This is a genomic window from Mycobacterium saskatchewanense, assembly GCF_010729105.1.
Lineage (GTDB): Bacteria > Actinomycetota > Actinomycetes > Mycobacteriales > Mycobacteriaceae > Mycobacterium > Mycobacterium saskatchewanense.
On the sequence record NZ_AP022573.1, the window covers coordinates 2549170 to 2562334 of the forward strand.

16 protein-coding genes, 1 tRNA gene and 1 pseudogene are annotated in these 13165 nt (G+C 61.1%); 6 read left to right on the forward strand and 12 right to left on the reverse strand.

All coding sequences use genetic code 11. The features are described 5' to 3' along the window. The first annotated feature begins 202 nt into the window (after nucleotides 1-202). Together G6N56_RS11705 and G6N56_RS29050 are read left to right on the forward strand one after the other, a co-directional pair. Nucleotides 203-742, forward strand: coding sequence for a YceI family protein (locus G6N56_RS11705; protein WP_085256665.1), 540 nt, complete (start codon nucleotides 203-205; stop codon nucleotides 740-742). A gap of 289 nt (nucleotides 743-1031) precedes the next feature. Next, nucleotides 1032-1289, forward strand: a pseudogene (locus tag G6N56_RS29050) (hypothetical protein); the annotation flags it as partial. Here the strand turns inward: G6N56_RS29050 and G6N56_RS11710 are convergent. After that, complete coding sequence (locus G6N56_RS11710) at nucleotides 1288-1443, reverse strand: hypothetical protein (RefSeq protein WP_158090735.1); 156 nt, start codon at nucleotides 1441-1443, stop codon at nucleotides 1288-1290. The pseudogene G6N56_RS29050 and the gene G6N56_RS11710 sit on opposite strands and share 2 nt — an antisense overlap. Nucleotides 1444-1458: 15 nt before the next feature. Here G6N56_RS11710 and G6N56_RS11715 point away from each other — a divergent pair, with 15 nt between their 5' ends. Then, the gene (locus G6N56_RS11715) at nucleotides 1459-1662 is read left to right on the forward strand and encodes a hypothetical protein (protein WP_085256616.1); all 204 of its coding nucleotides are present in this window, start codon (nucleotides 1459-1461) and stop codon (nucleotides 1660-1662) included. A 57-nt stretch (nucleotides 1663-1719) separates the two neighbouring features. Here G6N56_RS11715 and G6N56_RS11720 read toward each other — a convergent pair whose 3' ends face one another. Continuing rightward, nucleotides 1720-2466 carry an SDR family oxidoreductase gene (locus tag G6N56_RS11720; protein ID WP_085256615.1) on the reverse strand — a complete coding sequence of 249 codons (747 nt, stop codon included), beginning with the start codon at nucleotides 2464-2466 and terminating at the stop codon, nucleotides 1720-1722. A 111-nt stretch (nucleotides 2467-2577) separates the two neighbouring features. Here G6N56_RS11720 and G6N56_RS11725 point away from each other — a divergent pair, with 111 nt between their 5' ends. Both G6N56_RS11725 and G6N56_RS11730 read left to right on the forward strand, forming a co-directional pair. Then, nucleotides 2578-3126: a TetR/AcrR family transcriptional regulator gene (locus G6N56_RS11725; protein ID WP_085256614.1), complete on the forward strand. Its 549-nt coding sequence runs from the start codon at nucleotides 2578-2580 to the stop codon at nucleotides 3124-3126. 61 nt (nucleotides 3127-3187) lie between these two features. Next, the gene (locus tag G6N56_RS11730; protein WP_158090734.1) at nucleotides 3188-3628 is read left to right on the forward strand and encodes a helix-turn-helix domain-containing protein; all 441 of its coding nucleotides are present in this window, start codon (nucleotides 3188-3190) and stop codon (nucleotides 3626-3628) included. A gap of 40 nt (nucleotides 3629-3668) precedes the next feature. Here G6N56_RS11730 and G6N56_RS11735 read toward each other — a convergent pair whose 3' ends face one another. The 8 genes from G6N56_RS11735 to G6N56_RS11770 form a co-directional block, all read right to left on the reverse strand. Continuing rightward, nucleotides 3669-4730, reverse strand: coding sequence for a hypothetical protein (locus tag G6N56_RS11735; protein ID WP_142280673.1), 1062 nt, complete (start codon nucleotides 4728-4730; stop codon nucleotides 3669-3671). A gap of 34 nt (nucleotides 4731-4764) precedes the next feature. Beyond that, nucleotides 4765-4839: transfer RNA gene (locus tag G6N56_RS11740), tRNA-Ile, on the reverse strand. Between the two features lie 277 nt (nucleotides 4840-5116). Then, nucleotides 5117-5353 carry a hypothetical protein gene (locus G6N56_RS11745; protein ID WP_085256611.1) on the reverse strand — a complete coding sequence of 79 codons (237 nt, stop codon included), beginning with the start codon at nucleotides 5351-5353 and terminating at the stop codon, nucleotides 5117-5119. A 27-nt stretch (nucleotides 5354-5380) separates the two neighbouring features. Then, nucleotides 5381-5818, reverse strand: a complete 438-nt coding sequence (locus G6N56_RS11750; protein WP_085256610.1) for a hypothetical protein — start codon at nucleotides 5816-5818, stop codon at nucleotides 5381-5383. 179 nt (nucleotides 5819-5997) lie between these two features. Then, nucleotides 5998-7755, reverse strand: a complete 1758-nt coding sequence (locus G6N56_RS11755) for an ATP-binding protein (protein ID WP_085256609.1) — start codon at nucleotides 7753-7755, stop codon at nucleotides 5998-6000. Between the two features lie 63 nt (nucleotides 7756-7818). Further along, nucleotides 7819-8196: a hypothetical protein gene (locus G6N56_RS11760; RefSeq protein WP_085256608.1), complete on the reverse strand. Its 378-nt coding sequence runs from the start codon at nucleotides 8194-8196 to the stop codon at nucleotides 7819-7821. Next, nucleotides 8193-8669 (reverse strand): hypothetical protein, encoded by a 477-nt coding sequence (locus tag G6N56_RS11765; protein ID WP_142280672.1) that lies wholly within the window; start codon nucleotides 8667-8669, stop codon nucleotides 8193-8195. Before G6N56_RS11765 ends, G6N56_RS11760 begins: the two co-directional genes overlap by 4 nt. 225 nt (nucleotides 8670-8894) lie before the next feature. Next, nucleotides 8895-9359 (reverse strand): T3SS (YopN, CesT) and YbjN peptide-binding chaperone 1, encoded by a 465-nt coding sequence (locus G6N56_RS11770; RefSeq protein WP_085256606.1) that lies wholly within the window; start codon nucleotides 9357-9359, stop codon nucleotides 8895-8897. A 164-nt stretch (nucleotides 9360-9523) separates the two neighbouring features. Between G6N56_RS11770 and G6N56_RS11775 the strand changes: the two genes are divergently transcribed. After that, the gene (locus G6N56_RS11775) at nucleotides 9524-11338 is read left to right on the forward strand and encodes an AIPR family protein (RefSeq protein ID WP_085256605.1); all 1815 of its coding nucleotides are present in this window, start codon (nucleotides 9524-9526) and stop codon (nucleotides 11336-11338) included. Here the strand turns inward: G6N56_RS11775 and G6N56_RS11780 are convergent. After that, nucleotides 11327-12775 (reverse strand): DNA phosphorothioation-associated putative methyltransferase, encoded by a 1449-nt coding sequence (locus G6N56_RS11780; RefSeq protein WP_085256604.1) that lies wholly within the window; start codon nucleotides 12773-12775, stop codon nucleotides 11327-11329. The two genes, G6N56_RS11775 and G6N56_RS11780, sit on opposite strands and share 12 nt — an antisense overlap. Then, nucleotides 12772-13164, reverse strand: a complete 393-nt coding sequence (gene dndE, locus G6N56_RS11785) for a DNA sulfur modification protein DndE (RefSeq protein ID WP_085256603.1) — start codon at nucleotides 13162-13164, stop codon at nucleotides 12772-12774. Before dndE ends, G6N56_RS11780 begins: the two co-directional genes overlap by 4 nt. Nucleotide 13165: the final 1 nt, after the last annotated feature.

A 13165-nucleotide genomic window follows, 5' to 3' on the forward strand; every position in this document is an offset into this window, starting at 1 on the left:
AGGGCCGGCACTCCGGCGCGCGTGGTCGGCTACGACACCAGTACCCCGATTGCCCGCGGCCGACTCGTGCCGGACGACCCATGCCCAATCGGACCGCGGTCCGATTACCTGTTAATGTGGCATCAACCGGACTTCGGTCCGGTTGATCAACGGGGATCCGGCGATCCCGCCGGATCCGGGAAAGCGCGGGAAAGGCATACCAATGACTACAGCGACCGCTTTGGAGACCGGGGTGTGGACGATCGACCCGGCTCACTCCTCGATCGAGTTCTGGGTTCGCCACCTGGTCGTGAGCAAGGTTCGGGGACTGTTCCCGACCTTCGGCGGAACGATCACCGTCGGCGCGAACGGCACAGGATCGGTGGAGGCTGAGATCGACGTCGCCTCGATCAACACCGGAAACGCCCAGCGCGACGAACACCTGAAGTCGCCGCAGTTCTTCGATGCCGGGGCGTACCCGAAGGCGTCGTTCATCTCGACAGCGCTGCGGCCGGAGGGCGAGCGCTACGTGCTCGACGGCCAATTCACCCTCAAGGGCGTGACGAAGCCGATCAGCCTGGACCTGGACTTCTACGGCGTCAGCGAGGGCATGGGCGGCGGCCCCGTCGCGGGATTCGAGGCTTCGGTCGTGCTGAGCCGCAAGGACTTTGGGATCGACATCGACATGCCGATGCAGTCCGGCGGCGCCGTGATCGGTGACAAGGTCTCTGTCACGATCAACGTCGAGGCCGTGAGACAGTAACGCTCGGACGCGAATTGAGTTGCGCCGGCGAGCGTTATCGCACAGCAACCCCTCGGGCGCGGGACGACGTAGATCTCGTATCGGCAGCAACGCGAACAGCCCCCCATCGAGCGCGATGCCTACAATCTCGCCCCATGGGGGGCAAACGAGCTGCAGGTACTTCTCGAACAGCTGGGCGGTGCGGCCGGCCAATGGACGGAGTTGACGGCGGCCGTCGCGCGCTACGGCCAGCAGGAGGTCACGGCAGTAGATGAGATGGCCTCCGTGGGGGAGATCCGGGTGATGTGAGATGCCGGCCACCCTGTCGAAAATCCAAGCGTGGAGCACCGAGCATCTGGTCGACGCTGGCGGCTACTGGAACCAGATAGCCGGCCGCTAGGAGGAAGCGTTCCTCCAGATTCGCAACCAGTCCTACGCGATGACCTGGCACGGCGCAGGCGGCGACGGGTTGCGGGAACGGACCAGCGCCGACCTGCCCGTTGTCAGCGGCAAAGCCGACCAGCTGCGCCAGGCGGCCGGGATTGCGCGCAGCGGCGCCGCCGGCATCACGCGATATTCCACGCCTCCCATTTGCGCGCCCGCCACCCGGCCCCGGCATGGATGGTGGCCGGCTTCGCCGCCTCGGCGATAGTGGTTGCCGCCCTGAGCATCTGGTACGTCACCCGGCGGGGCCGCGGAAGATTTCCCGGAAACCCGAGCATGCTTACATCGCCATCGTGGTCGGGGTGGTCGTGTCGGGCTGGGTGGGCGACATGTTGGCCAGCGCGGCGGCCCTGCTGTTCGGCGGCTACTCCGTCCGGGCGCTGCTGCCCAGTTACATCCTTTCGTACGCGGTCCTGCTGTGGCTGATTGCCTTGACGCTCAAGGCACTCGACGGCCAAAGCGGTGAAGTTGACGACGGGCCTGGCCCGGCCCGCTAGGTGCGGGCATCGTCCTGGTCCCGTCCGCCGCTCATCCGGCCCGTCAACCGGTGAGGGTCAGGCGGTGTACCCGCCGTCGACGTTCCAGTTCGCTCCCGTAACGAATCCCGACTCCGGGCCGGCCAGGAAACTCACCACGGCAGCGGTATCGCCGGTGTGTCCGTAGTGGCCAAGTGCCATGACTTGCCGCATGGCGTCGGCGAATTCGCCGGTGGCGGGATTCATGTCGGTGTCAATCGGGCCGGGCTGCACGTTGTTCACGGTGATCCCGCGCGGCCCCAGGTCGCGGGCCAGCCCGCGGGTCAGGGACGCGACCGCGCCTTTGGTCATCGCGTACACGGCCAGTCCGGCCATCGGGACGCGGTCGGCGTTGATGCTGCCGATGTTGATGATCCGTGACCCTGCGCCGAGGTGACCGATCGCGCTGCGGATCGCCGAGTAGACGCCGCCGATGTTGATCGCCACCACGCGGTCGAACTGCTCCTGGGGGAATTCGTCGATCGGCGCCAAGTGTGCCGTCCCGGCGTTGTTGACCAGGATGTCCAACCCGCCCAACTCGGCGACCGCGCGCTCGACAGCGGCGGCCACCTGTGCCGGATCGGCGCTGTCGGCCCGGATGGCCACCGCCTTGGCCCCGTCGGCGGTCACCTCGGCGACCAACTTGTCGGCTGCGCCGGCCGATGACGAGTAGGTGAACGCCACCGCGGCGCCGTCGCCGGCGAGCCGGCGCACAATTCCCGCGCCGATTCCGCGCGAGCCTCCGGTGACCAGTGCTCGGCGTCCGGCTAGGGGTCCGGTGCTCATGCCGCTCCTCCTCTAGGTTATTTCGAACCGTTTGGTTACAAATTATGATGAGGTCAGCTCCCGTGTCGAGTGCGAATCGGCCGGTGTGACGTGGATCATGGAAGGTGGGAGATGGCGGTAGGGCGGCCGCGGGAATTCGATCCCGACACGGTCGAGGACATCGCGATGAGGCTGTTCTGGGATCGTGGCTTCGAGGGTGTGTCGATCAGCGATCTGACCGAGGCGACCGGCGTGAACCGCCGCAGCATTTACGGCGAGTTCGGTTCGAAAGAGGGCCTTTTCGAGCGGGCCAAGCGGCGGTACATCAACGGCCCGGGCGGCTACATGGCAACGGCGCTCGCTCGTTCGACCGCCCGCGAGGTTGCCGAAGCCATGGTGCACGGGGCCGCCGACACAACCTCGAGCGACCCGCACGGCTGCCTGCTGGTCGGAAATGCGGCCGGGCTGGCCGACTTTCGCGATGCGGCCGCGCGCGAGCTGGCACGCCGGTTCGACCAGGCGGCGGCCGCGGGCGAACTGCCCGACGTGGACACCCTGCTGCTGGCTCGCTGGATCAGCGCCATCTGTCAGGGAATTGCGATCCAGGCCCGCAGCGGCGCCAGCCGTGCGGAATTGCATGCGATCGCCGATCTGGCGTTGGAGGGCTGGCCGAACCCCTGAGGCGACACCGGCGGCCACCAAGCGTGGACCCACGTGGACTTGTGTGTCGAGACATCACAGAGTGGTCTTTCGTCAAGCGCTTTCAAAACAAAACACGCCATTTGTCAAGTTGCCGATGACCCCTGTTGATACGACGCGCCCAACATCACCGCAGGTCAGCGACATACCGCCACCGCAGTACCGTATGACCCGCCGCCTCACCCCTGATGAACTCGACCAAGTCCTCGAGCTCTACCGCCTCGGTCTGTCTACCTACAAGCTGGCGAGCCGGTTCGGCACCGATCGCCACACCATCACTGGCCATTTGCGCCGCGGCGGTGTGCAGCTGCGGTCGCGCCAGAAGCTAACACCACAGCTCGTCGAGGAGGCAGCCCAGCTCTATGACGATGGGCAGTCCCTCGCGACCATTGGCAAGCAGTTTGGTGTCAGTTCCACGACCATTGGGGCGGCGCTTCGAAAGACCGGCGTGCGGTTACGCGACAGCCATGGCCGCTCGACCTAATCAGCTGAGGCGATCCTTCATACGATGGTGGGCTATCAAGCTAGGACAGATCGCCGCTGTCGAGAAGCATTATGTATGCAGTGACGTGCATCAGAGCGATCACGGCATTGATCCGCGAATACTGCATCCGCGAAACGGCATGAGCGCTGCCATGTCGGGTGAACTCACGAGGGATGGAGTCACCGCGACTCTGCCAGAACTCCGTGTGAGAGCCCCATATCCCGCCGAACACCATGGCCGCCCGCATCGGCAGGTCGTCGATTGACAGTCGGTTGCGCTGATCGGTGACTTCCCTACGAGAGGGTCCATCGAGCGTTTCGCGCAACATGGTGTCGAGCAGGTTGGCGGCGAGCGCCTGCGCCCCTTCTGGATGGCCGTCCTCCAACATCTTGATGACATTGAGCGCGAACCCGCGGTACTGAGCGACATCAGCCTCCGACGCTGATTCGATCGACTCGCGACATGCCGCGACGACCCGCTTCCAGCGTCTGCCGAGAATGCGACGGCGTGCCTGCTTTGAGGAGGCGGCCAACAACGCGTCGAGAATATCGGCTGGAGGAACCCAAGCCAGAGCAAGACCCTCGTCCAACAGGAGCGTTTCAAGCTGATTTAGACCCCGAACGCCACGCCAATTTGGCGGAAGCATGCCCTCGATATATTTTCTGAACTTCTCGAAAATTCCTTCGAATTGCGTGCGCTGGTCGGCATAAATCTTGTCGAAAACTTTCAGACTCGATGCGTCGATCAGGTTTTTGAGTCCGAGATTTTCAAAATTGAGCACGGGGCCAAGTAGTCGCGTGTAATCGAGTTGAAGTGGCGGAAGCTCGAGTTTGAACTTCGGGATATTCGCCTGGAGCGACTTGGCCAAGTCGACGCCGAAATTTTGCGTTGACGCCAGTGATTTTGCTATCGCGTCCAGATTCGGCATAGCGTCACGCTGGATCCCCGCGATCGAGGGCATGAGCTTCGACAAGTCGACGGCCTGCATGCCGGCGGTCAGACTCTGATACGCCTTCCTGAGCTGCTCTTTTTGTGCATCAGTATATTCAGGCTTAGCGTCGGAGGAGGCATCAGTCATACTGTTGGTTCTCAATTCAGGCATCTGTCGGTATAGAGCTTATATATTACTTAAGATCTGGTGGGGCTGGAAGGGGTCGAACCTTCTGCCAAGTGGTTATGAGCCGCCTGCTCTACCGATGAGCTACAGCCCCATATAGTGGGCCGAAAGAATCGCTCTAAGTCGAATCTCACGCCTGTGATCATTTTATCATCGTTCGAAGTCAATAAAGATCGAATTCGCGGATACGGTAGAGGTACCATAGCGTTTCTAACAACGCCATCGGCACATCGAAACAGAGGTCGGCCTGTTTAATTCAGTACTGCAAAGCCTGCACCGATACCGGTCCTCATGCGGAGCTAGCGAGAAAGATGGCGGGGGGTCAATTGGCGCTGTGCCGATGAAATGCGCTCGGACGTTTTGCCGTCCGGCTAGAGCAACGCGTTCTTGTGGTCGAGCGCGATGTTGTAAGCCCGGTGTCCGCTTTTGACGCCGCCCGGCGGCGTTAGCACCGTGACCGGGCCACCCTCGAACTGGTGGGTGGCCGCCCACCATCCGTTCTCCAGCCGTGCCATTACGTAGGAGTGGCCCTGCCAAGTCAGGATGGACGCGCAACACCCGTGTTCGTTCTTCGGCTCAAGATCGTTGAATTTGAACTTCGTTGTCACAGTTACAACCTCCTTTCCAACTATCCGCTAGGTTCTTCCCCGCCTCCTGCGGGCGCGGCAATAGCCTTGCGCAAGACCGGTTTGCTCGGCTGCAAAGACGAGCCGCGCGTCGTCGTCTGAATTCGGCGGTAGCAGACCATTATCTATGGCCCACTTGTAAAAGCCCGTGCCGAACTGGTCTCTTCCTTGCTTCAACCACACCAGCGCGCTGAGCATCGCCCGCTTTCCCATGACGGACTCGATGTCGTCAATGGTGCGGTGGTTGACGTCGCCCAGCACATGACCAAGCGCCGATCGTTCGTGAACGTCCTCGAGGTCGAACGGACGCAGTCCAGTTCGCTCAGCTACCGTGTCGTTGAGTTGCTTGTAGTAGATCCGAGTGCCGTGCTCCAGCAGCAGCTCCATGCCGGCCGTCACCAACTCATCCCACTCCTCGGGCGTCCGCCCGAAGAATTCGGTCCTCATATTTCCCCCGTCCCACTGCGCGCACTCGCTTGTGGGCGCGCATGATGTTGTCCGACTGATGGCAACCTACGAAAAGGCAGCACGCTCAACGCGGTTATAGCGGTTCATAACGTGCTTACCAACAAGAACAGTCGGGGTGAGGACAACGCCCCACCCCAACTGCTGAAAGCCATTGCACCTTACGCACTTTGCTCTTTTGCAAGCTCTTTCATGTACGCCTGCGTGTGCTGTCCCCAGTAGCTGCGGAGGTCATCGAAGATCGACGGATCTCGATGCAGGTTCTCCGCCTTGGCGTAAGCCAGGAATAGCACATCAAGAGCGTTCGACGTCTGCCGAATCAGGTCGAACAGCTCGCCAGCGTCCTGCTCGTCCGGTAGCTTGCCAGCGGCATCGCGTAGCCGGTCATAGATATCCCGGATGAACGGATGCCGATGATTGAGACGGACGACCGCCTTATTGTTTAGGTGGTCAATCTCCATGAGTTCCTTGCCCGGCCAGGCCCCGTCAACGATCGTCATCGGGTGTTGCTGAATCAAGGTCCTGATGCGGTCCGCCTTATCGCCGTCTTCCTCAGGGTCGATATCGAGATCTTCCAGAAGCTCTGAGATGAGCTCATCCTGCCGCTCCTCAGAGACATCAAGTCCCGCTTGCCCTTTAGGCGCGGTCTGCTCTGCACGGTCGATCGCGTCGATCACTGTCTCGTTGCGACCCTCAGGGTCGCGATCTTGAACTTCGTTCTGTCGCCAGTACCGCCGAATTTCTTTCCGGGCGTTGTCGACCGGCCGCTTGAGCCAATTGCGAAGTTCGTCGCGCAACTTGCTGACGGGCTCGGCGCCTCGCTTGACGTGGCGTACCTGGAAGTAGGCGTCGAGGTCCGCGGGAAAGGTCACCTCGATGCCGACGTATCGATCCACCTTGTCCACGCCCGAAGGGAGCATGCGCGGAACGATGTCGTAGTAGATCTCTCGACCGTTACGCAGGATGCTGATATTGCCGGCCATGTCCTTATTGATCTGGAACTCGCGAATGTCTTTGCCGTCTGCATCGCGCGCACCGCCATCACCCTCCTTGTACCGAAAAAGCTCAGGTACCAAGGTCACCGTCACATGGACCTTGTGGCCCTCGATCTCGATGTCGGTTTCCTCTATAACCCGGCCCCTGATCTCGGACTCGGGTCGACCGCGATAGCGTGCCAGAAGCCGCGGGTTGTCCTTCTGGAACAACGGATCATGAAGAGTGATGAGCTTCTCTTCAAGAAACACCTTCACGCCGGTGTCAATAAACTCTCGGTACGCCCGCGCGATGAACTTGCGCAGCTCAGTCAGCTTGTTCTCGAGTGATGTCCCGTAAGTGCCGCCGCTTGACAGTCGATCGATATTTGCCCAGATGACCAATGTTCCGCTCTCGAACGGGACGCCCTTCTCGTCGACCATCAGGTTCGCGTACTCCTCGGGCCAGCCGGAGACCTCGGTCGCTTCGATGAAGTGCTGCTGCTCTTTCTTAATCAGGTCGAGGTCCAGGAACGCGTGGTAGTAGTTCTTGCTACCAGCTGGCTTGGTGTAGATCTCGATTCGCGTACCAACGCTGAGCGCAGCCAGCTTGAGACCAACGCCAAAGCGACCGAGACCCTTCCGCTGGTTGTACCGCGTCGAGTAGCCCATCTTGAGCACGGACGGCAACCCGTCGAAGTCGATGCCGCGCCCATCATCGGCAAACGCAATTGCCGTGATGTGCTTCTTGTCCTTGCTGTAGATGGGCGCGACGCGGATGGTCTTCGCGCTCGCCTCGATTGAGTTGTCGATGGGTTCACCAACGGCCGCCGTGAGATCGAAGCCGGCGTCGCGCATGCTCTCAAGAGCACGGTCGACTTCAATGAGCTCGGCGCGCGGGGCGACCGCTTTGGTGTCGCTGTCGCTGAAGGTAGGGATTGTGTTCATCTTTCTTTTCCTTTCAATCTGCCGGAGGTGCCCAGTGCATCTCGGACGTGTGGTGGGTGGTGATTAGTTGGTTAGACCGAAACCGGCGGGCAGGCGCGCAGAACGCACCTGGTCGAGCACCGTGCGGCAGAAGCTGCATTCTGCCGCCACGCGCTCGGGCCGGTCCGGATGTATTTGGTTTCGGATGGTGTAAGGAAGCGCGTGATACAAACTGCACTCGAGGTCGAAGGCCGCCGCCGGTGAGTGAATCACGTTGAATGTGAAGTGCGTTCCGGCGAAGACGCGTGCATGTTCGATAAGTCGTCGTCGGAGGCTCGTATCGCTGCGACCTGCGTAGACCGGCTGCTCTTGGTCCCACAAGACGTAGGTACCGATCACGTCATCCGGCAGCAGGCACCGCACCAACCAGCTGGTGAGGCGGTATCGGCGATCCGTCGTCATGACAGAACCTCGCTTTGGTAACCGGCTATGCCTACCGACCGGGCGCGGGAGATCCGTTCACGCATCCGCGCCACCGGGACATCGTCACGGCGTGCGAGCGACTCGGCATCTTCGCCTGCGGCAAGATCACGTAGCAGCCGACGCTCACCCGTGCTCAGCGAGGGTGACGTGTCGATCCACTCGATGAGTTCGACGACTGCAAGATCCCCCTCAACCACGCCAACGTCGGGGAACGCGCCATCGGCAAAGGGCTTGTCCAGGGAGTCATACCGCCGGATCGTCCGACGCTTGCGGATCACCTTGGCGGCGTTCGCCAGCGCACTGCGGCACTGGAAGGGCACCGGATCCGTACGGTGGAGGTTTTCGACGATTTCGTCGAGAGCCCGGTCAATCCGTTCAAGCTCGTAAATGTCGTAGAACCGGGCAGCGCGCTGCTGGAGATGATCCACGGCAGCCAAAGCATTGCTGTGCATTTTGTTTCCTTCGCGGTCTGGAGGCGACCCCCGTCTGGTAGGTCACGTCCGTGGATGGAAGCTTCATATTCAGTTGTGGTTGGAGTTTACCGCGAGCGGCTGACAATCAGCTAGCAAATCGTTGATGTCGAGCTCCCCGTGGCAGGCTCACTTCTTATGGGGGCTCGAGCGGCGCGGTTATTGCATCCGTGGGCGGACTTGCGCCGCTCGAGCCGACTGAACCACCTAGCCGGCGGCATCCTCCAGGTCTTGCAAGGGCGTCTGGCCACCAAAAACGGCAGCAATCATCGAACCGATGTCGTTGGCCACGCCTGCAACTGATTGGCCAGCCTGCGCGAGCGCACGGCGGTCGACCGCGTGAGCAAGCATTGACTGCTCCACGATGACAGAACCACCGGACCAGAAGACGTGAGCTGTTCGGCACCGCATGTTGATCTCATTCAGCTCACCGAGCAGCTTCGAGGTCTTCTTCACGCCGACAGCTGCGCAGGCGACCGCCTTGACAATCGGAGGCTCATGCGCGTCCAAGCTGATCCAGCATGCAGCGGTTCCACTTCGGTATGGGTAGTCACCATCACAGTCAGGCTGCACGTGGTGGACGTCCCAGAGGTCCTGTAGGCAGCGCTCGACATGTGAGCGCGCGAGATCTATATCGGACAATTTGTACTCCTTCGTAGTGGCGGCTCCCATGCGGTAAGTCGCGTCCCGTACGAGGTCGGTACCCCGCACTCACGGAGGGGGTCCGGGCACAGTAAATATTGCGTCCCGGTAGCCGAGGACCGGCGGAGCTGTCGGGTTGAGCGATTAGCCTCAGCACAAGCGCGTGGTAGGACCGGCATTCAGGAGGGTGAGGCATGGCAGTTGGACCTGATTTTGTTCCGTGGATGCAACAACAGGTCGGCGAGTGGGCGGATAAGTATGGGGTGGACGGCAGGCGCGCATTCCCGGCCTGGTGTTTGCACTTCCTGTTCGACGTCGAAGACGATGACGCCTTCAACCAAACCGACACCCTCACACAGGGCGACGCCGGGCTTGACGGTTGGTACTTCGACCTCGACAGCGGGGTCTTCCATCTAATGCAGGCGAAGTATCTTGACGATCCGACGAACGGACAGGTCAGTGGCGGCGCACTGGACCCGCTCCTCAGGGCAGCGCTTCTGCTGCAAGATCCCAGCAAGATCGAGGAAGGTCCTCATCGGGCAAAACTCACCAGTATCGCCATTGACCTGCAACAGGCTCTCCTGGATGAGGTCGCCGTGTCGCTCGATTTCATGATCGCTGGATCGGTCTCAGACCAGACCAAGTTAGAGCTGGAGCAAGCGGCCTCCGCGCTTGGCCCGAATTTCAGCGCGACTTTCTACGACACCGGTCGACTATGGTCCGTGCGGCTTGCCGATGAGCCGATCGCTGACCTCGCAGGTGAGACCGTCACCTTCGCTGTTGCAGGTCCAAATGAACACTTCGAGCGTGACAGCATTGCCCTCGGCGGTGTCGAGAAGGCGGCAGTGGCAACGATCGACGGGCGATCTCTGGCTGATGTCGCGGACGGAGTGGGTGCCAGGCTATTTCATAGCAATGTTCGGTACTATCTCAGAGGCACCAACCGAGTTAATAAATCCATGCGTACCACGCTAGAAACTCCAGACGGGAAATCCGCCTTCTGGCTCTACAATAATGGCCTCACCATCGTCGCAGATACCTTCGAATTTAAGTCGAATAACGGCACGACGGTTATTGCAATAGAAAATCCACAGATCGTCAACGGCGCGCAGACGACTTCGGTTTTGAAAGACCGGCGAGCCCACCTTCAACCTGGCGACGTATCGGTTCAAGCTCGCATCATAGCGGTCACGAAAGACGAGGATGGCCGTAAACGACTCGAGAAGATTTCGGAGTTCACCAACAGCCAAAGTCCTGTGCGCGCTGGGGATTTGCGCGCAAACGATCGACGACATAAGACGCTTCAACAAGCCTTCGACATGCTGCCCAGCCCGGTGTTCTACGAGCGACGCCGAGGCGAGTGGTACTCGTTGGATGCGGCATCAAAGCAGCGATACCAAACGCGAAAAGTCACCAAGGAAGAGATCGGACAGCGGTATCTCGCATTCCGCGGAAAACCAGCCGAATCAATCGCAAAGAAGGATTCAATATTCGGGGAATTGGAAGCAGAAGCATTCGACACTTCAGTGTCGGCTCATGTATACATGCTTGCCGATACCCTGTACAAACAGGCTTACGATTTGTTGAGAGAAAGTCAGCAGGACCAGCTCCTCGCGCTCGTCCCCGGCTTCAGTACGCCTATATCCTCCGAGGAAGGCGCACCGACTCAGATCGCGACCCTCAGGCGCGTCCACAAATTAGCTTGCGCACATGCAGTCGCCCTGGCTCATGTGGTCCTGACCAAGCGTTATAGCACTATCGCCGGTTACCGATCGGCAGTCATCCGAACCCGACTGATGGACCCCGCCGACGGGACGAAGGATCTGGTATGGGGATTGGTTTTCAAGTCGATCCGCTTATGGCTCTCGGCGCTCCAGGACAAGGGAGCCTTGAAAGCGACCTTGCAGCGTAGCGAGGGCTTCACGCAGCAGAAGGCGACGCTGCAAGACGTCATGGTCGATGTTGACCTCAACGTCAAGATGGCCGCAATACCGACATCACCGGCTTGACGACAGCCGATGACCCCGAATCTCGACCCTCGCCTCGGCTAGTGCCTGCTGCCAGCCGCGCAGCGTTCCAATGCGCTCAGGATGTTCGTACAAGCCGGCGCGACGCTCAGCTCGCGTCAATCGCTCATAGAGCTGTCGCCGCGGATCGTCGGGCGCAACGAATTCTTCCTTGCGGTGGAGCAGTGGCGGGTTTTCTGAGCGGCTGTAATCACGCCAGTCCACGCTGAGCCTTCGCAAATTCACGGTGACCGCCGACCGCAGCGTAGGGTGGGGATCGCGATCGAAGGCGGGATAGGTCAGGTAGGACACCTGCGGTTCGGTCACTGACAGCTTCACCATATTGGCATGCTCTACGGTTCCCGCCAGGATGCGGCCGCAACCTTCGTATACGCGTAACACCGGCGGTAGTAGCCCGAGGGCAGATCGGTGCACGTACAACGCAGACGGCGTCTGCTTACCGACGCCGCTGCTGCGTGCTGCGACGAGCACTATCGCCGGGTCGCCGGTCGCCAGTAGCAGCCGGTCGGCTTGGAGGCATGCGTCGCTGTACGTGCCGAAGTGGGCTTTGATATCTGCCGCAAGGGTTTTCGCGAGTTCACTGAATCGCGGTCGCCGGCCAAATCGTGACATCGCGATGTAGACAAGTAGCTCCTGGCGCCGCTGCAGCGCCACCTGATCCCAGTAGCCGTCATCGGTAACCTGCCGAATAAGGTTGGTAGCGCGGGCAATACTCGTGAACTGCTCCCGAATGTCGGCCTCGGAGGCCTCCCCCAGTTCGTCCGCACGGGGCGGTCGAGCGTGGACGCGAAGGAAGTCAAGTAGCGGTGCCAAAGTCTCTTGATTGGCTTCGTACACCGCGTGCGGATCGACGTGCACACGAGGCCGGTAGGTGTATGCCCGCGTAGCAAGAAACTCGTGAGCGAGGGTGGTGTCGCGGAAGACGTAGAATATACCTGGTGCCGCAGCGATCGGTTTGACACCGAGCGCCTCTTCAACCCACGTCGCCAATTCGGCTTGCTCATAGAACTTTTGGAACGTGCCGGTCCGCGTTACAACCCCATCGGCATGGGGTCGGCCTTCAAGGTCTCTCGCCTCCCATACCAGCCTGGCGGAGACGATCAGCACCTGCTCAGCGAGATTCCACGCGCGCTGTAACGTCTCGCGGCGCTCGGCCCGATCCTCAATGACATTGACGACGTAGCCCAGGTTCACGACATCGGCGGGGCGTAAGGCCGTCCCCGGCCGGTGGCTCGGGTCCCACCCGTCGCTCCGATATCCCAGCGCACTGAGGTTCCGCAGGTCATCGCCCCGCCCACAGCCGTAATCGAACACGGACAAAGCGGTATTCAGCACACCGTCGGCCACCGCCAACGCAATCGGACGGGACAACGCCGCGCGCGTCATCGCCGTTCGGTGACGCGCAACCGGCTGGGTCATGCGGCCGGCGGTTGGTCCAGTGCGACAGCCGCGAGCCCGGCGATGTTGGTGACACGGGGATCCCCGACGAGGTACCCGATGCCGCGATGAAGGTGGAGGCGCAGCTGTTGGCCCACGGTGTCCTCATCGGTCGAGAGACCGTCGACGTGGCAGCGGTAGCGCACCAGCGCGAATAGCTCGTCACCATACTCACCGGCGAACACCCGCCACGTCATTTCGACATTGCTGTCGAAGACTAGCTTCGCGGATGGGGGCGGTGCTGCTTCGGCTAGCGAACGGCACAACGCCCACCGGCACAACACATTCCATTGCGTGATGCCTGTACGACGCTTCAGAGTGACCAGCTGGTCGCGGCCCGTCGTTGTCAGCCTGATGTGCTCGATACCCATA